Source organism: Rhodococcus sp. JCM 9793 (assembly GCF_055380405.1).
Genome location: NZ_AP043721.1, coordinates 3,068,126 through 3,089,640 on the forward strand (window position 1 = coordinate 3,068,126; position 21,515 = coordinate 3,089,640).

The window sequence follows — 21,515 nt, forward strand, 5'->3', positions numbered from 1 at the left end:
AAGGTCGTATCGACGAAGGGCGGCCGGATGCCGGGATACAGCGAACACGATCTCGCGCGGCGCGTGGAGGAGGCGCCGAAGCGATCGGGACTTGCGGGTGCGGAAGCGGCTGCAGCCGACCGCACAGCATTCGCGCGCGACCGCGCCCGGGTCCAGCATTGTGCGGCGCTGCGCCGCCTCGCGGACAAGACGCAGGTGGTGGGACCCCGCGACGGAGACACCCCACGCACCCGGCTGACCCACTCGATGGAAGTAGGTCAGATCGGTCGCAGCATCGCCGAAGGGCTCGGAGCCGACCCTGACGTCGTCGATCTGGCAGGACTTGCCCACGACATCGGCCACCCGCCCTATGGGCACAACGGTGAACGCGCGCTCGACGAGGTCGCGGCGCCGTGCGGCGGTTTCGAAGGTAATGCCCAGAACCTGCGGATCCTCACCGCCCTCGAACCGAAGATCCTCCACAAGGACGGCACCAGCGCGGGATTGAACCTGACGCGCACCTCGTTGGACGCGACGCTCAAATACCCCTGGATCCGTCCCGCTCCCGGCACGAAGTTCGGTGCCTACGACGACGACGCCGACGAATTGGCCTGGATCCGTGACGGTGCGCCCGAGCGAGGTCGCTGCCTCGAGGCCCAGATCATGGACTGGTCCGACGATGTCGCCTATTCGGTGCACGACGTCGAGGACGGCGTGATCGACGGTCGCATCGACCTGAGGATCCTCGGCGACGCCGACTCGGTGGCGGGCCTGATCGCAGTGGGAATGAGAGAGTTCTCCGGCCTCGACCCGGCCGAGCTCGAGGACGCCGCGCAACGCCTGTCCACGCTCCCCGTCGTGGCCGGGGTGGGAACCTACGACGGCACGCTCACCAGCTCGGTCGCGCTCAAGCGGCTCACCAGCGAACTCGTCGGCCGTTATGCGACGGCCGCGATCAGCGGTACCCGCGAGGTCACGGGCGATGCGCCGATCACACGCTACGACACCGACCTGGTGATCCCGCCACTCGTGGCGTCCGAGGTCGCGCTGCTCAAGACCATGGCGTTGCAGTTCGTGATGTCCGACAGCGCTCATCGAACGAGACAGGTCGGCCAGCGTGAACGCATCCATCGCGTCGCAGAGTGGTTGCTGCGCACAGCGCCGGTAGGCCTCGATCCGATCTTCATCGCCGAGTGGGAAGCCGCGCCCGACGATGCCGCCAAGGTGCGGGTGATCGTCGATCAGATCGCGTCCTGCACCGAATCTCGACTCGAGCGGATCGACCGTGACAGCCTCGCCGCGCAGGCCAGCTGGGGCTAGCAACCACCGCCGCCGGACGGGTCGAGAACACGGCCTAGACTCGTCGGCGTGGCCGGCAAAATTTCAGACAGAGACATCGCGGCCATTCGCGACCGCGTTCGGATCGAAGACATCGTGGGCGACTACGTCGCCCTCAAACGCGGCGGCGCCGACTCGATGAAGGGACTGTGCCCCTTCCACGACGAGAAGTCGCCGTCGTTCCACGTCCGCCCCAACCACGGGCATTTCCACTGCTTCGGCTGTGGTGAGGGCGGCGACGTCTATTCGTTCATCCAGAAGATCGAACACGTCAGCTTCGTGGAGGCCGTCGAACAGCTCGCCGAACGTGTCGGCTACACCCTCAGCTACGAGGGCGGCGGACCGTCCGTCCAGCGCGATCGCGGGACCCGCGCCCGCCTGGTCGCCGCGAACGCCGCCGCGCAGCAGTTCTATGCAGAACAGCTCCGCAGTCCTGACGCGCAGGCCGCGCGCGACTACCTCACCGAGCGCAACTTCGACCAGGCCGCCGCAGAGACGTTCGGGTGCGGCTACGCACCGGCGGGCTGGGATCACCTCACCAAACATCTTCTCGGCCGCGGATTCGAATTCGCGGAACTCGAGGCCGCGGGATTGTCGCGGCAGGGGCGCCGCGGTCCGATCGACCGGTTCCACCGCCGGCTGCTCTGGCCGATCCGCAATCTCGCCGGCGATGTCATCGGCTTCGGTGCCCGTCGGCTCTACGATGACGACACCATCACCGCCAAATACATGAACACGCCGGAAACGGTGCTGTACAAGAAATCTCAGGTCTTGTTCGGTCTCGACCTCGCGAAGCGGGAGATCGCAAAGTCGCATCAGGCGGTGATCGTCGAGGGCTATACGGATGTCATGGCCATGCACCTCGCGGGAGTGAAAACCGCCGTCGCCTCGTGCGGTACCGCGTTCGGCGACGAGCACCTCGCGATGCTGCGTCGGCTGCTCATGGACGACAGCTACTTCCGCGGCGAGGTCATCTACACCTTCGACGGTGACGCAGCCGGTCAGGCCGCGGCGATGAAGGCGTTCGAGGGCGACCAGAAGACCGCAGCGAAGACCTACGTCGCGATCGCCCCGGAAGGGATGGATCCGTGCGAGCTTCGGCAGGCGTCCGGCGACACCGCCGTCCGCGATCTCGTCGCGCGGCGCACACCGATGTTCGAGTTCGTCGTCAAGTCGATCCTGCTCGAGCACGACCTCGACACTGCGGAAGGGCGCGTCGAGGCGCTCCGTCGCTGTGTGCCTGTCGTCGCGCAGATCAAGGACCGGTCGCTGCGCGACAACTACGCGGTGCAATTGGCGCACTGGGTGGGCTGGGACGACATTCCCATGGTCCGCCGCCGAGTGCAGGACGAGGCGCGTCGTGGGGGCGGACGGACATCAGCGCCCAAGCGGCGGGCCGCTGTCTCCGATAAAGGGTCCTCGTCCCAGGAGTCTGCGATGCGCCGCCCACGGCCGGGTGATCCTGCACTGTGGCCACAACGCGACGGGCTCAAGGCTGCGCTGCAGTATCCGGGTGTCGCGGGCACGGTGTTCGATTCGTTGCCTGCCGAGACGTTCACCGACCCTGCCTATTCCGCTGTGCGTGAGGCGATCGCTCATGTCGGTGGTGTGGGTTCGGGAATGGGTGGCGCAGAATGGGTCGATGCTGTCGGTCGTGCAGCGACCGACCCGGTTGTCCACTCGTTGGTGACGGAGCTCGCCGTCGAGCCGATCCCTGCAGAAGAGGACCGCCTGCCCCGCTATATCGGGGGAGTGCTGGCACGACTGCAGGAAGTGTGGGTGGGTGAGCAGGTGGCGGAGCTCAAATCGAAGCTTCAACGCATTTCGCCTGCCACAGAGTCCGACGAATTCCACGCGCTGCTCGGCGACCTCGTCGCGTTGGAGCAATATCGGCGCAGTTTGCTCGACCAGGCCATCGGCGATGCGGGCGGCGACGGCCTGGCCGGCTGACGCTATTTCTTGAGCTGATCCCGCGGGATCATGATCGTCGTCGTCTCGTCGATCGGCTTCATCGGCTCGAGCTTCGGCTGTGGGTTCAGGGAATCCGAGAGCTTCTGACGTCCCACCTCGATGGCCTTCTTGGTGACCGGGCTGGCGGCCACCGCCTTGGCGGTCTTGCTGATCTGTTCATATCGGGCTCGGCCTGCCCGGGTGCCGAGTACGTACCCCGCGGCAACCCCGACCAACAATCCCATCAATGTGTCGTCCTTCCACCCTGTGTGCGCGTCCTCTCCATCCTGCCCGATGACGCTCCGCATGCCCACATGCAGGCGATTTGGTACTGCGGTGGGAGGGACGATATGGTTTTCCACGCACCGGGGGAAACCGCGGAGCACAGCAGGTCAATCCCCTGTAGCTCAATTGGCAGAGCATTCGACTGTTAATCGAAGGGTTGCTGGTTCGAGTCCAGCCGGGGGAGCGCGCAGAATCCTCCCACCCCATGCGGGTGGGAGGATTCTTTCGTTTCGGAACTCGACTCACCTCGGGTGTGATGTACGAGACAGTTCGATGTTTCGAAGCTTTCCTCCGGCTACTCGGGTTTCCTCGCGTCGACAACCTGAGGAAACCCGAGCAAGCGGAGGAAGGTTCCGAGCCGGTCGCGACCCGGTGCGGCGGAACGCGTCCGCCGCCGGGTACCATGCGTACGCGCTGTCCGGAGCGGAGAGCGTACTGCAGCGTGTCGTTGCAGAGGGGCGGTAGCTCAGTCGGTTAGAGCCGTGGACTCATAATCCATTGGTCGCGGGTTCGAGCCCCGCCCGCCCCACTCCTGACGTTCGATGCTCGACCATGCGACGTCCGCGAGTGTGAAGCACGGACCCCGACGACTATCTCGACCATCTCACCGACCCTCGTGTCGAGCGGAAGTACGCACAGGGGGAGACCAGGGAAGGAACATCATGCGCGACGCAGTTGCCGCGATCATCGACCATGATTGCGCTCGCCACGAGGACCTGCCGAGCTTGGTCGCTGACCTTCCCGATGAGTTGGCGCTGTGGGAGCTGATGAGCGCATACAACTGGGATGATGGGTTTGCGGTTCCCCTCGCGGTGATCGAGCACCCGCGGTGTGATCGGGCGCTCGCGCTTCGTATGTTCTGGGAACTGGACGATACTGGGGAGCTCCATCACAGCGACGAAGATGCAGCTATCCGTGAGCTTTACGCGAGCGATGCCGAGCGCGATCCCGACGGCTTCCGCACGCTGCTGGCGTATTGCACCACTCTCGTGGATCGGCTCCGTGAGCAGAGCTTCCCGAACGGTCGAAACCGCTTCGATACTGGATACCTCAATCTTGATGACCCGACCCTGACCGAACGCCAGCGCGCGATTCGCGCAGCGCACACGAAGCGTGCTCGGAAAGAGTTCGAGGACGCCTTCCTGCAACCCGAGCTCTGAGCAACAGGACGGTTCGATGCGAGCACGACCAGGCGCGTGTTCGAGAATCGCGGGGGTAGCTCCACATCCTCTTCACATCTTCGCGTGCTTTGCTGTCGAGTGTGATGGTAACGGCGTTCAGGTGGGCTGCGGCAGTTCTGGCGGGTCTCGCGGCCCTCGTCGGCGCGGTCGGGGTCGTGCTGCACTACAGCACCTCGCCGGCGCGACTTCCTGTCCTCGCGGCATCCGCGGCCTCGTACATGATGATCGGTTCGGTGCTCGGGGCAGTGGTCTTCGCGCTGTTGCGGTACCGCGTCGCCACTGCGGTGGCGCTGCTGGTCGTCGTCGCCGCGGTGTGGATCCAGGCTCCCCGGTACGTAGGGGAATCGGCCGGCGGTGGGGGAGATGTGCTCACCGTGATGCAGGCGAACGTTCTCTTCGGTGAAGCCGACCCGGCAACTGTGGTCTCCGAAGTCGAGGAGCGCCGTGTCGATCTGCTGACCGTGAGTGAGCTGACACCCGAAGCGGTCGAAGCCTATGCGCGCGAAGGCCTCGATCGGATATTGCCGTATCACTTCGTGGCGCCGGAGCCCGGTGCAGGCGGGACCGGGATCTGGAGCCGCTTTCCGTTGTCCGACGAAGTCGAGTACGACGGCTTCGTGATGAACCAGGTCTCGGCGACGGCAGACCTCCCCGCGACCGGACCCGTCGCGGTCTACGCGTTCCATCCGGTGCCGCCGGTCTACGACACGAAGGTATGGGCCGACGAATTGTCGCGCCTGCACGAGATACTCGAATCTGCGCCGCCGTCGGCGCCGGTGGTCGCCGGCGCCGACTTCAACGCGACCTACGATCATGCGCAGTATCGGGCGATGCTGACGGGCCGGCTCAGAGACACCGCAGAACAGGTGGGCGCGGGCTTCCTCTTCACCTATCCGACCGACAAGCGGATTCCCCCGCTGGTCGGCATCGACCACATTCTCGTCGGGGGCGGACGTGCGACGTCGGTGGAGACCGTGACCCTACCGGGATCGGATCACCGGGCGGTGGTCGCGCAGATCGAGCTCGACCGGCCGCCGCGGTGACATCGGGTCACTCCGAGATCCACACACCATCGGGGAGTGGAGAACCCATGCCGTAGAGCCGGACGCCGTGTGTGTCGGCGCCCGTGATGGTGGCGGGAGGAGACTGGATGAACCAGACTCCCGGGACGAGTTCGGTCAGCCGCCGCTGAACGTCGTCGTACGCGGCCTTACGCTCTTCGATCGTGATGCCGACACGTCCCGCCTCGAGTGCGGCGTCGAGCCGGCCGTCGTCGATGCCCGAGGTGTTGCCCTGAGAGCTGCTGTGGAAGGCACTCCACAGTGGGCCATCCGGATCCTGGATGTTCGCGGACGAGATGGTCATGTCGAAATCTCGCGAGTTGACTCGTGTCTGCGCTGCAGCGAAGTCGAGGGTTTCCACCTTGACCTCGACATTGTCGAACGCACTGAGCTGGGCCTGCAGAGTCTCCGCGGCCGCTCTGGCTTCGACCAGCGAGTACGTCGTGAAGGTGAACGACAGCGGCTTGCCATCCGCCGCCAACTCGTCGAACAAACGCTGCGCCTCTTCCGCATCGCTTTCCTGAAGCGAGATGTCCTCGTAGAACGGTGATCCCTCGGGGAACAGGGTCTGCGGGACCACGCCGTTGCCTTCGAAGGCGACAAGGTTGACGCCCTCCATGTCGGCGGCCAGATTCACGGCTCGCCTGGCGCGTTCGTCGTCGAACGGAGCGCGGCGGGTGTTCATGGCGAAGTACTGGCCGCCCCCCATCGGCACGATCTCCGTGTCGAGTCCCAGGCTCTCCGACTTGGACAGGTTCAGCCAGTTCGATTCCGAGGCCAGGTCCGCGCCACCCGTGGAGAGTGTGTTGAGACGTTGATCGGCGGCGGGAACCGTACGCAGGGTGATGCCGTCCAGATATGGACGGGGTGCGTCCCAATATTCGGGGTTCTTCACCAGTTGGATGACGTCCTGACGGGCCCACTCGGTGAGGGTGAACGGGCCTGCCCCCACCGGATTCTTGTCGAACGCCTCCCTGCCTTTCTCGAGGGCGGTCGGCGATGCGATCCAGTTCAGTGCGGAGACGAGGAGGGAATTCGGGAAGGTGGGGTTCGGCGACGCCAGCGTCACGTTCAACGTGTCCGCGTCGACGGCCTCCACGTCGGCGATCTGCTCGGCCTGACGGAGCGACGCCGAGCCCTTGCTCGGGTCGCGCAGCCGATCCCAGTTGTACTCGACCGCGGCAGCGTCGAGCGGCGTTCCGTCGGTGAACTGCAGTCCCGGACGCAGCTCGAGGGTGAACGTCTGCCCTCCGTCGGCGGTCGAGAAGTCGGTGGCCATCGAGTACTCGATTTCCTGCGTCTCGACATTGTTGGTGATCAACGTGCCGTACAGGGCATTACCCAGAAGTGGGGAGTGGGTCCAGACGTTGGAGATGTCCGAAGGATCGAGGCTGAGTGGCTCCCTGCCCTGGATGGCCTGCAGGGTGCCACCGGCGACAGGGTCGCCCAACGGGGCGTCGCTGCCTCCCGAAGTGCTTCGATTCTCGGGAGTGCCGCAGGAGGTGAGCACCAACGTTGCTGAACACACGGCGGCGACCGCCGTGGAGATGAGACGCCTGCGTCTGATCATCGGATTCCTATCGTAGGGCCAGGGGTGCGACGAAGTGGATGACGTGTGCTGCCGGAGGGTCCGGATCACATCGGATCCCGGTGCGGGCCGGCGAGCTGGCCGCCGTCGACGACGAGGGATGTGCCTGTGCAGTACGAGCTCTCGTCCGAAGCGAAGAACAGGACTGCATTTGCGATGTCCTCCGGTGTGCCGAATCGGGTGAGCGGTTGTTTCCGGATCGCCGATTCGAGCCGCGCCTTCACTGCTCCGGTGTGCTTGGCGGTCATCGGCGTCCGGATGAATCCGGGGTGGACCGAGTTGATGCGCACATTGTGGGGACCACCTTCGAAAGCCACCGTTCTGGTCAGGCCGGTGACCGCGAACTTCGATGCGGCGTACGACGTCATCCCTTCGACACCCACGAGCCCATCGATCGAGGAGATGTTGACGATGGACCCGCCACCGTGCGCGCCCATCACGGGCAGCGCGGCACGGGTGCCCATCCACACCGACGAGAGATTGAGATCGAGGATGGCTCGGTGCCCCTCGTAGACCTCGTCGACGATCTTGCCGACACCGCGTCCGCCGCCGGCGTTGTTGACGAGCACATCGAGCGGCGCGAAATGCTCGCTCGTCGTCGCCAGCAGGTGATCCCAGTCGTCCTGGTCGGTGACATCGGCGTGGACGAACAGGACGGCCGAGCCCAATTCGTCGGCAACACTCTTACCCAGTTGATCGTTGACGTCGGCGATGACGACACGTGCCCCCTCGTCGACGAACCGCCGTGCCGAGGCCTCGCCGATGCCGCTGGCACCGCCCGTGACCACTGCAACCTTGCCTTCGAGCCTTTCGCTCACTTCCAACTCTCCTCATCTGTGGGTCCTACAGGTACTCGGATCTGCACGGTGCTCATGCCATGAACGACCCACCGTTGATCCGAACGACCTGACCGGTGACGAATGACCCTGCCCCCGAAGCGAGTTGAAGTACGGCCAACGCGATGTCGCGGGTGGTACCGACGACCCCGAGCGGCGATGCCGCGGCCATCATCTCGACATACGCTGCACGTTTGTCGTGGTCGACGGTGCCGTCGTTGTCGGTCCAGTGCTGGTCGGTCATTCCTGTTTCGACCCACCCCGGCGCGATGGAATTGACGCGGATACCGGCCGGGGCGAGTTCCAGTGCGAAGGTGCGGGTGGCCTGCACGACGGCACCCTTCGACATCGCGTAGGTGATCCGTCCGGGGCTTGTGCGGTCGATGATGCTCGACGTGAGGTTGATGATGCTTCCCCCGGGCCTCATGACCCGGCCCGCTGCCTGGCAGGCGTAGAACGTGCCGCCGACGTTGATCCGGAAAACCCGCTCGAGTTCGTCAGGGGTCACGTCGAGCGCGCTCCGCATGATCATGACCCCCGCGGCGTTGACGAGGATGTCGAGGTGCCCGTACTCCGCGACGGCGTCGTCGACCACGCGCGACACCGCTACGGGATCGGACACATCCAGGGTGCGCGTGGCGATCGGAGTTTCCTGCTCTTCGCTGCGTGCGCGCGTCTCTGCAAGACCCGCCTCGTTCACATCGGTGGCGACGACGCGCGCGCCCGCTGCGGCGAGGACGAGCGCGGCCTCCCGGCCGATGCCGCTGCCACCCCCGGTGACGAGTGCGACCTTGCCGGTGACGAGGAAAGCGTCGGTGATCGTAGATGTGGTGATCGATGACATGGAGTTCTCAATCCTGCGTGGCATTGGAGAAAGCGACATTCCTGCCGATGTGTTCTTCCTTCATGCCCCAGGGGCTCAGGGCCAGCGCTCCACCGTCGACGACCAGGGTCTGGCCCGTGATCTTTGCGGAGAGGCGCGACGCGAGGAACAGCACTGCGTCGGCGATGTCGCGGCCGCGCGGTGGTGCGAGGGCGTTGACGACATCCTCCCCGAAGGGGACCTCCGGGAGATCCCAGTTGCCGCCGCCGACATTGCCGGGCGCCACCGAGTTGACCCGCACACCGTCCTTGCCGTACTCGTCGGCGAAGGTCTTCACGAGGGACATGACGCCGGCCTTCGCGGCACCGTACGCCGCATGGAATCGTGACGAGCCGATACCGTCCACCGAGGTGAGCGCCATTAGCGAGCCGCCCTGCTCATTGGCCGCGAGGTACGGGACGGCCGCCTTGAAGACGTAGAACACCTGTGTGAGGTTGACGAGAAGCTGCGCGTTCCAGTCGTCGTCGGAGAACTCTGCGGCCTTGCTCCACATGGCCTGGCCGACGATGTCGACGCAGACATCGAGGCCGCCCATGCGGGATGCAGCCTCGTCGACTGCGCGACGGGCCTGATCGGACTCGAGCACGTCGGCGACGATCGCGAACGCCTTGCCGCCCTCGTCGGTGATCTCACGGACGATCTGGTCGGCCCGCTCGGCGTTCTTGTCGACGCAGGCAACGGTGGCGCCGGCGCGTGCCAGTTGCAGTGCGGAGCCGCGTCCATGTCCGGCGCGTGACGGCACGAATCCTGCGCCGATGACGATCGCGCGGGCGCCGTCGAGTCCTAGATCGATCATGTGTGGTCAGCTCTCTTCTGAGTGGACGGTCGGAGTCAGGACGCAGTGACGAACGCGGCGCGTTCGTCGGACCCGCGGTCGGGAGAACCGGCACGGGTGAGAATGAAGTCGTCGCGCTTGAAGGTCAGGAAACGTGTTCCGAGATCGAGACCCGGCAGGGGAGTGCTCGTGCTCAGGCGGCCGTGCTCGTTGACGTAGTAGTTCTTCTCCGGATTTGCGGCGGGGTCGAGCCAGATCATCTTGCTCGCCGTGTCGTCGACCGCATTGTTGTATTCCCAGAACGCTGCTTCCGTGACCTCTGCGCAGCCGTACCCGCCCTCGATGACGGCAACCATGACTCGTGCGATGTAGCCGACCCACGACTCCATCCAGGCAGGAAGCCCGCCGACCCCGATTCCACCGCCCGTGGCCGGCTGCGCGTTCGGACCGTAGAGCACGAACAGATTCGGGAACTCCGGAATCGCGAGGCCCTGGAAGGCGCGCGGGCCTCCTTCCATGTTCCAGCGATCCTCGATGTGCACGCCGTCGCGGCCGCGGAAGTCTATGGGCCAGAGCCACTTTGTCACCTCGAAGCCCACTGCGGTGAGGACGATGTCGATATCTCGCTCGGTGCCGTCGGCGGTGACGATACCGGTGTCGGTGAACCTCGTGATCCCATCCGTCACCAGCTCCACGTTGTCGCGGGTGAGCGATCGGTACCACTTGTTGTCGACCACCGGACGCCGCGCGGCAGGGGTGTAGTTGGGGATGAGTCGCTCGACGAGGTCGGCTCGATTGTCGACCTGACTGCGGATGTACTGGGACAGGTTCTCTCGTAGCTTGTCGTTGCTCTCGCTGAAGTAGCCTCCGGCAGCGCGCCATTCAGGATCGGGCGTGATGGTGCCACGGGGGTCGGCCGGCTTGAGTGCGGTGGTACGAGCCCAGTTCCAATAGTGCGGAATGTTGTCGAGCACCCATCGCATTTCCTCTGTTACCGGCTCACCGTAGCCTTCGCGCGGCGCGATCCACTGTGGGGTCCGCTGGAACACGTAGACCTGGTCGGCGTCTTCGGCGATCCGGGCCAGCAACTGGACACCGGTGGAGCCGTTGCCGATGATGGCCGCGGTCTTACCTTTCACGGTGTGCCGCTCGGTCCACCCCGTCGTGTGGAGCACTTCGCCTGTGAAGCTGTCGATCCCTTCTGTGTCCAACTTCTTCGGGGTCGAGAAGAGTCCGGTCGCGGTGACGGCGAAGTTGCAGGTCACGGTCTCGGTCGCTCCGGACGCGTCAGCAACGCGTAGCGACCACAAGGACGAGTGCTCATCGAACTCGGCCGCCTGCACCTCGTGCTCGAACCGGATGTGGTCGTATACGCCGTACTTCTTCGCGACCGTCTCGATGTAGTGGCGCACCTCGGGTTGGCGCGCGAACTGCTCGGACCAGGGGTAGTTCTTCATGAAGCTGTATTCGTACGTGGTGCTGGCCGTATCGACGCGCGCGTCCGGGTAGGTGTTGATGGCCCAGGTTCCCCCGACATCCGCACGTCGTTCGTAGATCACATACGAGATTCCGAGTTGCTCGAGCTGTACACCCATCGCGACGCCGCAGAGCCCTGCCCCGATGATGACGACGCGGAAATCGTCCGCGCGGCGGGGACGTTCACGGGACCACTGCGAGAAAACCGGAAACTCCTCCAGGGCAGGCATCGTCCGTGCGACGACGAACTCCTCGTCTGTGAGTTCTTGGCCGAGCGCGATCTCCATCATCGTGCGTACTCGGTTCTCGTCCAGGCTCCGGGGGATATACGTGGCAGCTTCCGTTGCCACGAATTCCTCGGCTTTTCGGAGGAGCTCTTCGTGGGATTCCTCGGCGATCGTCATCTCGAACGCGGCGCCGCTGCGGATCGGGACGAGTTCGAGTTTCATCGCCGCGAGGGCGGGGTCTCCGGTGGCATGGAGCAACGCCAACCGCAGGGCGTGGAGATTCGAACTGGCCAGAGCGCGCCGAATGAACGACTTTTGTGCCATCTGAGTCTCTTTTCAGTATTTCGAAAACTGTTTCAGGACTTGGTGGATTACGCTAGCGTCAGCTGTTACCGGCGTCAACGATCTTCAAGAAAAGGATGTGGATGGCTCTCTCGGCGCGGCGCGCACTTCAGGTGCTGGATTTTCTGACCGCGAATCAGCGGGGCACGTTCACTCTGAGTGAGCTGTCCCGAGCTCTGGATGTGAGTCCCGGATCGATGTTTGCGGTGCTCAAAGTGATGAACGACGAGGGCTATGTCTCGCGGCACCCGCGTCACAAGACCTACACACTCGGTCCTGCCGCTGCGGCAGTCGGCCATGCCTCGGTCGATGCGCACCCCGTCATCGAGCTCGCGCGCGTCGAGATGGTCAATCTGGCCGAATCCACGGGACTCGAATGCACGGGCACTGTCCAGGTGGGCCGGGATGTGCTCTGCATTTCGGTGGAAGGAAAGCCGACGGGTCGATCGGTCGAGCTCGCGCCGGGCCAGCGCATACCGCTTCAGCCGCCGATCGGGCAGCCGTTTCTGGCGTGGATGCCGCCGGCCGAGGGGCGCGAATGGATCGCCGAACTGCCCGAGGATCTGCAAGAGCGTGTGGCCGTCTATCTCCGCACCTACGGTTCGGTGGTGCGGAAGCGGGGATACTCGATCGGCCTCGACGACCTGCGTCCCGATCGTCCCTCGGTGTCGCAGAAGCTCGCAGAACGTCCCAATGACCGCGACCTGCGAGAATCGCTGCTGCAGCAGTTCTTCCAGCAGCTGCCCGACTACGCGGTGTTGGAATTCGAACCGGACGCCGTGTACAACATAGGAAACATTGCAGTCCCGGTGTTCGATCCCGATGGGCGCGTTGCGTTCTGCCTCACGCTCCTTCATCTCGGCCAGATCGAAGGCAGGTCGATCCACGCTGCCGCCCAACCTGTGATTGCTTCGGCTCAGTTGCTGACTCGGCAGATCGGAGGCCGTGCGCCGAATCATGACTGGGCCGAGCCGCTCTGACCGATTCCACGACGAGGACGGATATGACCGACACGGAACTTCCTTCGACGGGCGAGCGCCTCGACGTCGAGATCGAGGCACTCGACTGTGCGCCTGTGCCGATTCTGCGGGTGCGGCCCGTCGGCGCGCGCCAGGATGCGGCACTGTTGCACTTCCACGGCGGCGGCTACCGGAAGGGCTCGCCGCAGATGTTCGTCGACAGCGTCGCCCGGATTGCGGCGGCGTGTGAGACTCAGGTATTCGCGGTGGGCTACCGGTTGTCCGGTGAGTGCGCGTTCCCGGGAGCCATGGACGACGCGGTCATGGCGTACCGGTGGGTGGCGGGAATGATCCCCGGCGATCGCCTCGCACTGTGGGGTGATTCTGCAGGTGGGGGGCTCGCTGCCGGGCTGTTGCTGCGTCTGCGGCAGCTCGAGATCTCGGGACCCGCCGGCGCATTTCTCTTCTCGCCGTGGGCTGATCTGCGTAACATCGCGGGAAGCTTCCGCCAGAACGAACACACCGACGAGCGGTTCTCGCTCGAACAGGCGACCGAGGCGGCAGCCGCATACCTGGCGGGCCATCCCGCGGCAGACCCGATGGTTTCTCCGGTACTCGGAGACTGGACGGGTCAACCGAGGCTTGTCGTGCAGTGCAGTGATTCCGAGGTCCTGAGGGACGACGCGCTGCTGCTGGCACGGACGGCGGAGGATGCAGGGGTCGATGTACGGGTGAAGGTGCACGAAGGTGTGCCGCACATCTGGAATCTGTCCTACCCGGCGACCCCGGACTCGGAACTGGCGATTTCGTACATGGCTGAGCAACTCGACGAGCTGTTCGGCTCGAATCCGCGGCACTGAAGGGTTGCCTCCGGTCACTAGGAGAATTATGTTCTCCTAGTGCTGGATCTGAATTCTGGTGCGGAATGACGAGGAGGCCGAGTTGGCGACGATCGACATGGACGGGGTTCGCGAAGTCGGGCGCGAGCTGAGCAACTGGGGTCGCTGGGGCGACGGAGACCAGCGTGGCACGCTCAACCTCCTCACGCCGGCGAAGGTTCAAGAGGCCGCCGCGACCGTCCGGGGCGGGAGGTCGTTCTCGTTGTCGATGCCCGCCGACGAGCACGGACCGCACGACATCCGGACCAGCGGGCGCTTCAATCCGATCCACACCATGACTCGATATCGCGGCGACATGCCGAAAGGGCAAGTCCTCGAGGTGTGTTCGTCGGAGGACATGCTGATCCTCGGGACCCATTCGACGACGCACTTCGACGCACTGGCGCACGTCTGGTACGACGACCTGCTCTACAACGGTTTCCATCACGACACGGCCGTCACGGCCTGGGGTGCGGAACGCTGCTCGATTCAGAATCTGGTGTCGGGGGTCGTGTCTCGCGGGGTCCTCGTCGATGTGCCGCGCCATCTCGGCGTCGACTACCTTGTGCCCGGAACCCGGATTACGCCGGACATCCTTGACGCTGTGCTGGACGAAGCGCGAATTACGTTGTCCGAGGGCGACATCCTGCTGTTGCGCACGGGTACCTATCCTCAACATCGGCGCGGTGCGGATGTCGGACTCAGCGGATCGCCGGGGATCACGTGGGAGTGCGCCCGGTGGATCCGCGACCGCGGAATCGCGGCCGTGTGCGCAGACAACCTGGCCGTCGAGGTACTCGGCGCGAACCCCGATGGGCCGATGATTCCGTTCCACATGCTCGCGCTCCGTGACATGGGGCTGCTCCTCGGTGAGATGTTCGACTTCGAGGACCTCGCCGAGGACTGTGCCGCTGACGGCGTGTATGAGTGCATGTTCGTCGCGTGCCCGCTCAACATCCCGGGCGGAGTCGGGTCTCCGCTCAATCCGATCGCGGTCAAGTAACTGGTCGTTCGTCGGTCAGGTTCGGCGTATCGCGTCGAAGCCGATGATCAGCGCATCCACCGCGAGCGACACGCGTGACTCGATGCTCGGGACGCCGGATCGGAGTGCCTCCCTGAAGCGGGGGAATTCGCCGGCCGGGAGGTGGTCGTCGAGTTCGCCGATTTCGTCGACCGGGCGTGCTAGATGCTGCCCGATGATCATGCTTGCGACTGCGTAGATGATCCGCAGTCCGACGTCGGGGTCGAATCCGGCGTCCACCAGCATCTGCAACAGCCGTTCGATGGCCGCCGAATTCTGCTCGGTCAGACCGGGTCTCGATGCGAACAGGATGACCGTGCCGGGATGTGCCTCGAGCCCGCGGTGCAGGTTGCAGGCGTAGCTGCGAAGCGCCTCGTGCCATGAAGTGAAGGTCGCCGTGTGGGACAGCGATTCCGTCAGGACGTGCTCGACGAGGGCATCTTCGAGGGCCTGCTTGTTCTTCACATGGTGGTACAGCGTCATGGCTTCGACGTCGAGTTCGCTTGCCAGCTTGCGCATCGACAGTGCGGCGGCGCCGTGCCGGTCGACCAAGCCCACAGCCGCGCGTAGCACCTGCTCCCGGGTCAATCCTGCGTGTTTGCCCTGCGCGCGGGGTTCGCTCACCGCATCCTCCTCGACTTCACTGACGGCGCAAGGCTATCGCGTCGGTCCGGGTGATGCTGCGCTGGCAGTGCTCGTGGTTCCTGATCGGTGTCTGATTTCGAGACCCATCGATGCGGCGAGCGTCGGCCATGAGTTGCGGAGGTCATCCTCCCAGTACCTCCAGGAGTGCGTGCCGGAAGATCCGAGATCTGCGGTCACCGGGATGCCCGGCCGGTCGAGGTGATCCACCAACTGAGTGGTGCAGATCTGGGCCGCTGCCTCGATGGCTCCGCCGGCCACGATCTGGGTGTGGTGAACGACTCGCTCGCGGCTCGTGAGGTAGAGAGCCTTGCCGCCTACACCCTCAGAGTTGAGGTAGGCGTCGTGTTCTGCCCAACGGGGATCGCCGGCCGGCCCCCATCGGTTCTCGACAGGGGCGTCCTCTTGACTCCTCTTACGGCGTAAGACTACCGTCGCGTAAGTCATACACCGTAAGGGAGGGGTTGGATGAGTACCACGACCGAGGTTCGTAGGGAGAATCGCTGGACGAATGTGATGCAGGCACTGTGGATCGGTGTCGGCCTTCAGTTGGTGTGCATCGCGTTGCCGTTGCTGGATCTGTGGGTGTTCGGGTCCATTGCTCGGAATGTGGAGAGCGCGTATCCCGAGTGGGGTGCGGACGACGTGCGGCTCGACCGCAATGCGATCGTCGTTTACCTGGTAGTCGTCGGCGTGCTGGGCCTGGTGGGCTGGCTGGGTGCGCTGTGGTGCGCGAAGCGGGAACGTTGGGTGCGAGCGAGCGTGACGACCCTGTTCGTCCTCGGTATGAGTGTGCTGGCCATCGATGCGGGAGCGTCCGGAGAGGCCTACGACCGGATTGTCCCGCTGTGGCTGGGATCGGCGCTGTTGGTCATTCCGCTGTTCCCTGGAGTCACCGCGCTCCTTGCCGCGTGGGTCAAGGCGCCTCTGCGGTGAAGTGTGCCAGAACCATGTCGATCAGCGCGGTGACGTCTGCGCCGTCCATCGGCCGCCCGGTCATGCCCAGTCGGTGGAGCAGTGTCCCGACGACCGTGTCGATGTAGAACAGGACGCGCTCCTCCGGCTCGCCGAGGGCCTCCTGTAGTGCGACCCGGTAGGGGTCCTGAAATTTCGTAGACAGAATCTTGCGTAGGTCAGGGTCGCTGACGGCATCGCTGAACACGCCGGCGAACGCATCGCCGACCCCGGGTTCGGCAATCTTGTGGGCAATCCAGTGGATGGATGACGACATGACTTCGGCTCGGTCTGCACCCTCGAGTGGTGCCGGTCCGAACGCATCCAGGAGGCAATCCACGATGAGTGCGCCCTTCGAGGGCCATCGACGGTAGATCGTCGTTTTCGCGATACCTGCCTCGATGGCGATCCGGTCGACGGTGGCACGGGCGTAGCCGAGCTGGTCGACACACGTCAGCGTTGCGGCAAATACTGCGGCGTTGACGCCGGCCCGAGGGCGGCCGGGCGCTCGGGGTGATTCGTTAGCGGGAGCCATGTGTGCACGATACCAATTACGCTACTATCAGTATCGATACTTGGGGTATCGAAATTGACTCGCTCCAGGAGGAAGCATGAACGAGCTCATCGAAACAGCTCGCCCGCCGTTGGGGATTCGAGTGTTGAACGCCCTGGGCGGCGATCCGGATCTGTCGACGATCACATTCGAAGAACTGGCTGCGCTGCAAGCTGCGGTGAACAAGAAGCGGTCGTCTCGTGTGGCGCGGCTCATCACCGGATTTCCCGATCGCAGCGTCGACATTCGGTGGCATGAGGGGGAACTGCCGGACCGTGCGCTGCGTGTCCGGGTGTACCGGCCCTCACGAGAACCCGCCGGTAGCACCGGCAGTTTGTCCGATCTGCCGCTCGTGCTCCACGTGCATGGCGGCGGATTCGTGGGTACCGCGGCGCAATGCGACTGGTCGAACAGTTACTTCGCGGCACAGGTGCCTGCGGTTGTCGTCTCGGTCGAACACCGCCTGCTCTCCCACCACACTGCACTGTCCGCTGCCGTCGACGACGGCTGGGATGCGTTGCGGCATGTGGCAGCCAACCATGCGGACTGGGGTATCGACCCGGACCGTGTCGCAGTTGTCGGAGAGAGCACCGGCGCATTGATTGTCGCTCTCGCCGCGATTCGCGCGAGGGAAGCCGGTCGGACGCTGCGGGGGCAGGTGCTGGTCAACCCGGCAGTCGATCTGACACCTGCAGGACTCGAGTACGCCTCGATGCACCGCCACGCCGACAGTCCGACCCTCACTCGGCAGCAGATGCAGCTGCTGTTGCGGTTCGCCATCCCGCCGGGAATGGACCCTCGTGAGCTCTCGCCCGTGTACACCGACGACCTGAGTGGGCTCGCGCCTGCCCTTATTGTGGTGCCGACCATCGACCCGGTGGCCGACCACGGTCGCCGGTACGCGGAGCGTCTCGGGATTGCCGGGACTTCTGTGCGCCTCACCGAGTATTCCGGTGCAACGCACGCGTTCCTCAGCATGCCGGGTGTGGTGCCGCACGCGAAGGCGGCACGTGCAGAGATCTGCGAATTCCTCCGAGGTGCATTCGCATGACCGCCACCGATCTGGCTCGGACGCAGCGAGAATCGACTCCCTCGGAAGGTGAGGGGCGCATGGCAGAACGGTCCGTCGCAACGCTACTGCGCCCGTATCGAGGTCGTTTTGCGGCCGTCGTCCTCCTCCAGGTCATCGGTGCCGTCGCGGGTCTCGTGCCGCTGTTGGCAGTCGTCGAACTGGGCCGAGCGCTCCTGGCTCCCGGCCCCATCGACCACGGTCGCGTCTGGATGGCCGTGATCGTGGGCGCGGTCGGATTGTTCGTGCGTCTCCTGTTCACCGGTGCGGCGTCGGGGGTCGCGCATCTGCTCGACGGGCAGGTCCAACTGGCGTTGCGCCGCCTGCTGGCCGCACGGTTGGGACGCGTGCCGCTCGGCTGGTTCTCCGGGCGCCGGACCGGCGAGCTGGCGAAGGTGGTCGGCGACGATGTGAGCACAGTGCACCCGTTCATCGCTCACACTCCCGGCGAGCTCGTCTCCGCCTTCGTGGTGCCGCTGGTCTCGCTGATCTACCTGTTCACCGTCGACTGGCGGCTCACCTTGATCACCCTGATTCCGGTGGTGCTGGCGGTGGCGCTCGTCCCGCTGATGATGACTTCCGCGCGGTTGGCCGAGCAACAAGCATTCGATGCGGCGATGGGACGGATCTCGAACACGGTCGTCGAGTTCGTGCAGGGCATCTCGGTGGTCAAGGCCTTCGGTGGAGGGGGGCGCGCTCATCGCCGATTTATCACTGCCGCAGACGGATTCGCCGACATATTCCTCAGTATGGTGCGGGGACTCGCCCGGGTCGCCGCGGGGATGCAAACGGTGTTGTCTCCACCGTTCGTGCTGCTGGTCGTACTGAGCGGCGGCGCAGCGCTGATCACGAACGGAGGAATGGACCCGGCCGACCTCTTGCCCTTCCTGCTCCTCGGAATCGGACTGACTGCGCCGGTGGCGGCCCTGGGCCACGGTTTCGACGACATCCGAGCTGCCGGCCGAGCCGTCGAGCGGATACGTGATGTCCTCGCCACCCCGCCGCTGTCGGAACCCACGCGGCCGATCACCCCGCACGGCCACCGAGTGGAACTGCGAGACGTCCGTTTCGGCTACGAACCGGGGCGCGAGGTCCTGCGCGGAATCGACCTGACACTCGAACCCGGGACGGTCACCGCGATCGTCGGCCCGTCGGGTGGGGGAAAGTCGACGCTGGTCCAGTTGCTTCCCCGGCTCTTCGACCCGACTCACGGCGCGGTGCTGCTCGGTGGTGTCGATCTGCGGGAGATCGGCAGCCGGGAACTCTACCGAAAGGTGTCGTTCGTCTTCCAGGACGTTCGGCTGCTACACATGTCGATTGCAGACAACATTACGCTCGCAGTACCGACTGCCGATCGTGATGAGGTGGTCCGTGCCGCGCGTGCGGCGAACATCCACGAGCGAATCCTCGCGCTGCCTCGTGGATACGAGTCGGTGGTCGGTGAGGACGCGACGCTGTCCGGAGGTGAGGCGCAGCGGATTTCGATTGCTCGCGCACTGCTCGCAGACACGCCTGTCCTGGTGCTGGACGAGGCGACGGCCTTTGCCGATCCCCAGACCGAGCGCGCTGTCCGACGTGCCCTGGCCGACCTGCAGGGGGACACGACAATTCTGGTGATCGCCCATCGCCTCGAGACGGTCGCAGACGCGGACACCGTCATTGTGCTCGATGGGGGATCGATCGTCGAGGAGGGAAGCCCTGCGGATCTGTTGACGCGGAGCGGTCGGTTCGCGAAGTTCTGGAATATTCACCGCGCCGCACTTGCGCAAAGCGACGTACGTCGAGGAGGCGAATTCCGATGATTCCCATGCTGTTGCGCGTGTTGGGGGAGAACTACGCACGTCCTGTGCGCCGCACGATTGCGCTGATGGTGGTGACTGCGATCGCCGAGGGCCTGTCCTACGCTCTGCTGGTCCCGATGCTGCGGGCGCTGTTCGGGAGCGATCCCCGGAGTGCGTGGCAGTGGCTGATCGCGTTCGGTGCTGCCGTTGCCGTCTACGCGGTGCTGCGCTATCGCAGCGATCTCTCCGGTTTCCAGGTGGGAACTGCGATGCTGCGGGGCATGTACCACCGTCTCGGTGAGCACCTCGCCCGACTGCCCCTCGGCTGGTACAGCGCCGACCGTGTCGGTGACGTGTCTGTCATGGCAAGCCGTGGCGTCCTCGATGTGATGAGCGTGCTCGCACATCTTCTGGCACCGCTCATCTTCGCTTCGGTGACGCCCCTGACGATCGTGGTCGTCATGCTTGCCTTCGATTGGCAGCTCGGGCTCGCTGCGTTGGCAGGAGTCCCATTGGTGGTGTTCGTCCAGATCTGGACGGGACGTGGGACGGCCACCACCGATGCGCAGCGTCACCAGCGGGACAAGGAGGCAACGGCACGGGTCATCGAATACCTCCAGGCTCAGCCGGTCCTGCGTGCCGGCGGGCGGACCGCCGAAGGATTCCGAGCACTGGACGACTCCCTGAGCGAAGTGCAACGCGCGTCCCGCCGGTCGACGTTGTCGGCGCTACCCGGGGTCGTCGGATCGGCCCTCACGGTGCAATCGGTCTTCACCGTGCTACTGGCGCTCGGTGCCAACCTCGCGCTCGGCGGAAAGATCGGTGCGCCAGAGGTTCTGGCGATACTGGTGCTCGCCGCCCGGTGCGCGGACCCGCTGCTGTCGCTGGCCGAACTCGGCGGCAGCGTGCGCAGCGCCCGAGTCGAACTGACGCGTCTGGACGCGGTCCTCCGCACCGCGCCGCTGCCCGAACCGAGCAACCCCATCAGCGCGACCGGACACGGGATCTCCTTCGAGTCCGTCACCTTCGGGCACGATGACCGAACGGTGCTCGACGGAGTGTCCGTGTCCGTGCCGGAAGGCCGCCGGCTCGCGATCGTCGGGCCGTCGGGCGCCGGAAAGAGCACGATGCTGCACCTGATCGCACGGTTCTACGATGTCGAGGGGGGTACGGTGCGTCTTGGAGGCGTGGACGTGCGGGACATGGCCACCGAGGAATTGATGTCGAAGATCGCCATCGTCTTCCAGGATGTGTATCTCTTCGACGGGACGATCGAGGAGAACGTACTTCTCGGTCGCTCCGATGCGAGTGGCGACGATGTGCGCGCAGCAGCGACCGCTGCCCGACTGGACGAAGTCGTCGAGCGACTTCCCGAAGGGTGGGCGACGAAGGTCGGCGAGGGCGGTGCACAGTTGTCCGGTGGCGAGCGCCAGCGCGTTTCGATTGCGCGTGCTCTGCTGAAGGATGCCCCCATCGTGTTGCTGGACGAAGTGACATCCGCGCTGGACCCGGTGAATGAGGCCGCTGTCCTGGAAGGTGTCGAGCGACTGATGACGGACAGGACGGTGGTGATGGTCGCGCACCGGCTGCGGACCGTCCGAGACGCCGACCACATCGTCTTCCTCGACGGCGGACGAATCGAAGAGGAGGGCACCCACGACGAACTGCTTCGGCGCGAGGATCGTTACGCGAAGTTCTGGAACACTGCGCTCGCCGGACGACCACAGTGATGACGGG

20 protein-coding genes and 2 tRNA genes are annotated in these 21,515 nt (G+C 65.0%); 13 read left to right on the forward strand and 9 right to left on the reverse strand.

The window, feature by feature from the left end; all coding sequences use genetic code 11:
* Positions 1–27: 27 nt before the first annotated feature.
* Both ACZ46K_RS16250 and dnaG read left to right on the forward strand, forming a co-directional pair.
* On the forward strand, positions 28–1,299 hold the full coding sequence (locus ACZ46K_RS16250; RefSeq protein WP_464749348.1) for a deoxyguanosinetriphosphate triphosphohydrolase: 1,272 nt from the start codon (positions 28–30) through the stop codon (positions 1,297–1,299).
* A 48-nt stretch (positions 1,300–1,347) separates the two neighbouring features.
* Entirely contained in the window at positions 1,348–3,267 is a 1,920-nt protein-coding gene (gene dnaG / locus ACZ46K_RS16255; protein WP_464743588.1) for a DNA primase, read from the forward strand.
* Between the two features lie 2 nt (positions 3,268–3,269).
* On the opposite strand, the gene ACZ46K_RS16260 is transcribed toward dnaG, so the two are convergent.
* Positions 3,270–3,515: a hypothetical protein gene (locus tag ACZ46K_RS16260; protein ID WP_054807162.1), complete on the reverse strand. Its 246-nt coding sequence runs from the start codon at positions 3,513–3,515 to the stop codon at positions 3,270–3,272.
* Positions 3,516–3,663: 148 nt separating this feature from the next.
* Between ACZ46K_RS16260 and ACZ46K_RS16265 the strand changes: the two genes are divergently transcribed.
* The 4 genes from ACZ46K_RS16265 to ACZ46K_RS16280 all read left to right on the forward strand — a co-directional run bounded on the left by ACZ46K_RS16265 (position 3,664) and on the right by ACZ46K_RS16280 (position 5,776).
* A tRNA-Asn gene (locus ACZ46K_RS16265) sits at positions 3,664–3,736 on the forward strand.
* 271 nt (positions 3,737–4,007) lie between these two features.
* Positions 4,008–4,081, forward strand: a tRNA-Ile gene (locus ACZ46K_RS16270).
* Positions 4,082–4,214: 133 nt separating this feature from the next.
* Positions 4,215–4,712, forward strand: coding sequence for a DUF4274 domain-containing protein (locus tag ACZ46K_RS16275; protein ID WP_054807161.1), 498 nt, complete (start codon positions 4,215–4,217; stop codon positions 4,710–4,712).
* 104 nt (positions 4,713–4,816) lie between these two features.
* Positions 4,817–5,776 carry an endonuclease/exonuclease/phosphatase family protein gene (locus ACZ46K_RS16280; RefSeq protein ID WP_464749350.1) on the forward strand — a complete coding sequence of 320 codons (960 nt, stop codon included), beginning with the start codon at positions 4,817–4,819 and terminating at the stop codon, positions 5,774–5,776.
* A gap of 7 nt (positions 5,777–5,783) precedes the next feature.
* On the opposite strand, the gene ACZ46K_RS16285 is transcribed toward ACZ46K_RS16280, so the two are convergent.
* From ACZ46K_RS16285 to ACZ46K_RS16305, 5 genes are all read right to left on the reverse strand, one after another.
* Complete coding sequence (locus ACZ46K_RS16285) at positions 5,784–7,364, reverse strand: ABC transporter substrate-binding protein (RefSeq protein WP_464743590.1); 1,581 nt, start codon at positions 7,362–7,364, stop codon at positions 5,784–5,786.
* Between the two features lie 65 nt (positions 7,365–7,429).
* Positions 7,430–8,200: an SDR family NAD(P)-dependent oxidoreductase gene (locus tag ACZ46K_RS16290; RefSeq protein WP_054810277.1), complete on the reverse strand. Its 771-nt coding sequence runs from the start codon at positions 8,198–8,200 to the stop codon at positions 7,430–7,432.
* A gap of 52 nt (positions 8,201–8,252) precedes the next feature.
* A complete protein-coding gene (locus ACZ46K_RS16295; RefSeq protein ID WP_464743592.1) occupies positions 8,253–9,062 on the reverse strand; it encodes an SDR family NAD(P)-dependent oxidoreductase in 810 nt (269 codons plus the stop codon).
* 7 nt (positions 9,063–9,069) lie between these two features.
* Positions 9,070–9,897, reverse strand: coding sequence for an SDR family NAD(P)-dependent oxidoreductase (locus tag ACZ46K_RS16300; RefSeq protein WP_464743594.1), 828 nt, complete (start codon positions 9,895–9,897; stop codon positions 9,070–9,072).
* Positions 9,898–9,932: 35 nt separating this feature from the next.
* The gene (locus ACZ46K_RS16305) at positions 9,933–11,903 is read right to left on the reverse strand and encodes a flavin-containing monooxygenase (protein ID WP_054809889.1); all 1,971 of its coding nucleotides are present in this window, start codon (positions 11,901–11,903) and stop codon (positions 9,933–9,935) included.
* Positions 11,904–12,004: 101 nt separating this feature from the next.
* On the opposite strand from ACZ46K_RS16305, the gene ACZ46K_RS16310 reads away from it, so the two are divergent.
* From ACZ46K_RS16310 to ACZ46K_RS16320, 3 genes are read left to right on the forward strand one after another with little or no spacing between them, the layout of a single operon-like run.
* On the forward strand, positions 12,005–12,901 hold the full coding sequence (locus ACZ46K_RS16310; RefSeq protein WP_464743596.1) for an IclR family transcriptional regulator: 897 nt from the start codon (positions 12,005–12,007) through the stop codon (positions 12,899–12,901).
* A 23-nt stretch (positions 12,902–12,924) separates the two neighbouring features.
* On the forward strand, positions 12,925–13,740 hold the full coding sequence (locus ACZ46K_RS16315; protein ID WP_054809887.1) for an alpha/beta hydrolase fold domain-containing protein: 816 nt from the start codon (positions 12,925–12,927) through the stop codon (positions 13,738–13,740).
* Positions 13,741–13,798: 58 nt separating this feature from the next.
* Positions 13,799–14,761: a cyclase family protein gene (locus tag ACZ46K_RS16320; protein WP_054809886.1), complete on the forward strand. Its 963-nt coding sequence runs from the start codon at positions 13,799–13,801 to the stop codon at positions 14,759–14,761.
* A gap of 15 nt (positions 14,762–14,776) precedes the next feature.
* Here the strand turns inward: ACZ46K_RS16320 and ACZ46K_RS16325 are convergent, their stop codons facing one another.
* Both ACZ46K_RS16325 and ACZ46K_RS16330 read right to left on the reverse strand, forming a co-directional pair.
* The gene (locus tag ACZ46K_RS16325) at positions 14,777–15,403 is read right to left on the reverse strand and encodes a TetR family transcriptional regulator (RefSeq protein ID WP_054806879.1); all 627 of its coding nucleotides are present in this window, start codon (positions 15,401–15,403) and stop codon (positions 14,777–14,779) included.
* 33 nt (positions 15,404–15,436) lie between these two features.
* Positions 15,437–15,868, reverse strand: a complete 432-nt coding sequence (locus tag ACZ46K_RS16330; protein WP_464743598.1) for an alpha/beta hydrolase — start codon at positions 15,866–15,868, stop codon at positions 15,437–15,439.
* Positions 15,869–15,889: 21 nt separating this feature from the next.
* Between ACZ46K_RS16330 and ACZ46K_RS16335 the strand changes: the two genes are divergently transcribed.
* Positions 15,890–16,357, forward strand: a complete 468-nt coding sequence (locus tag ACZ46K_RS16335) for a hypothetical protein (RefSeq protein ID WP_464743600.1) — start codon at positions 15,890–15,892, stop codon at positions 16,355–16,357.
* Here the strand turns inward: ACZ46K_RS16335 and ACZ46K_RS16340 are convergent.
* A complete protein-coding gene (locus ACZ46K_RS16340) occupies positions 16,338–16,910 on the reverse strand; it encodes a TetR/AcrR family transcriptional regulator (RefSeq protein ID WP_464743602.1) in 573 nt (190 codons plus the stop codon). The two genes, ACZ46K_RS16335 and ACZ46K_RS16340, sit on opposite strands and share 20 nt — an antisense overlap.
* A gap of 76 nt (positions 16,911–16,986) precedes the next feature.
* Between ACZ46K_RS16340 and ACZ46K_RS16345 the strand changes: the two genes are divergently transcribed.
* The 3 genes from ACZ46K_RS16345 to ACZ46K_RS16355 are packed head-to-tail and all read left to right on the forward strand — an operon-like array spanning position 16,987 to position 21,508.
* Entirely contained in the window at positions 16,987–17,979 is a 993-nt protein-coding gene (locus ACZ46K_RS16345) for an alpha/beta hydrolase (protein WP_464743604.1), read from the forward strand.
* A complete protein-coding gene (locus ACZ46K_RS16350; RefSeq protein WP_464743606.1) occupies positions 17,976–19,799 on the forward strand; it encodes an ABC transporter ATP-binding protein in 1,824 nt (607 codons plus the stop codon). The genes ACZ46K_RS16345 and ACZ46K_RS16350 overlap by 4 nt, the downstream gene beginning before the upstream one ends.
* A complete protein-coding gene (locus ACZ46K_RS16355; protein ID WP_464743608.1) occupies positions 19,796–21,508 on the forward strand; it encodes an ABC transporter ATP-binding protein in 1,713 nt (570 codons plus the stop codon). The genes ACZ46K_RS16350 and ACZ46K_RS16355 overlap by 4 nt, the downstream gene beginning before the upstream one ends.
* The last annotated feature ends 7 nt before the right edge of the window (positions 21,509–21,515 follow it).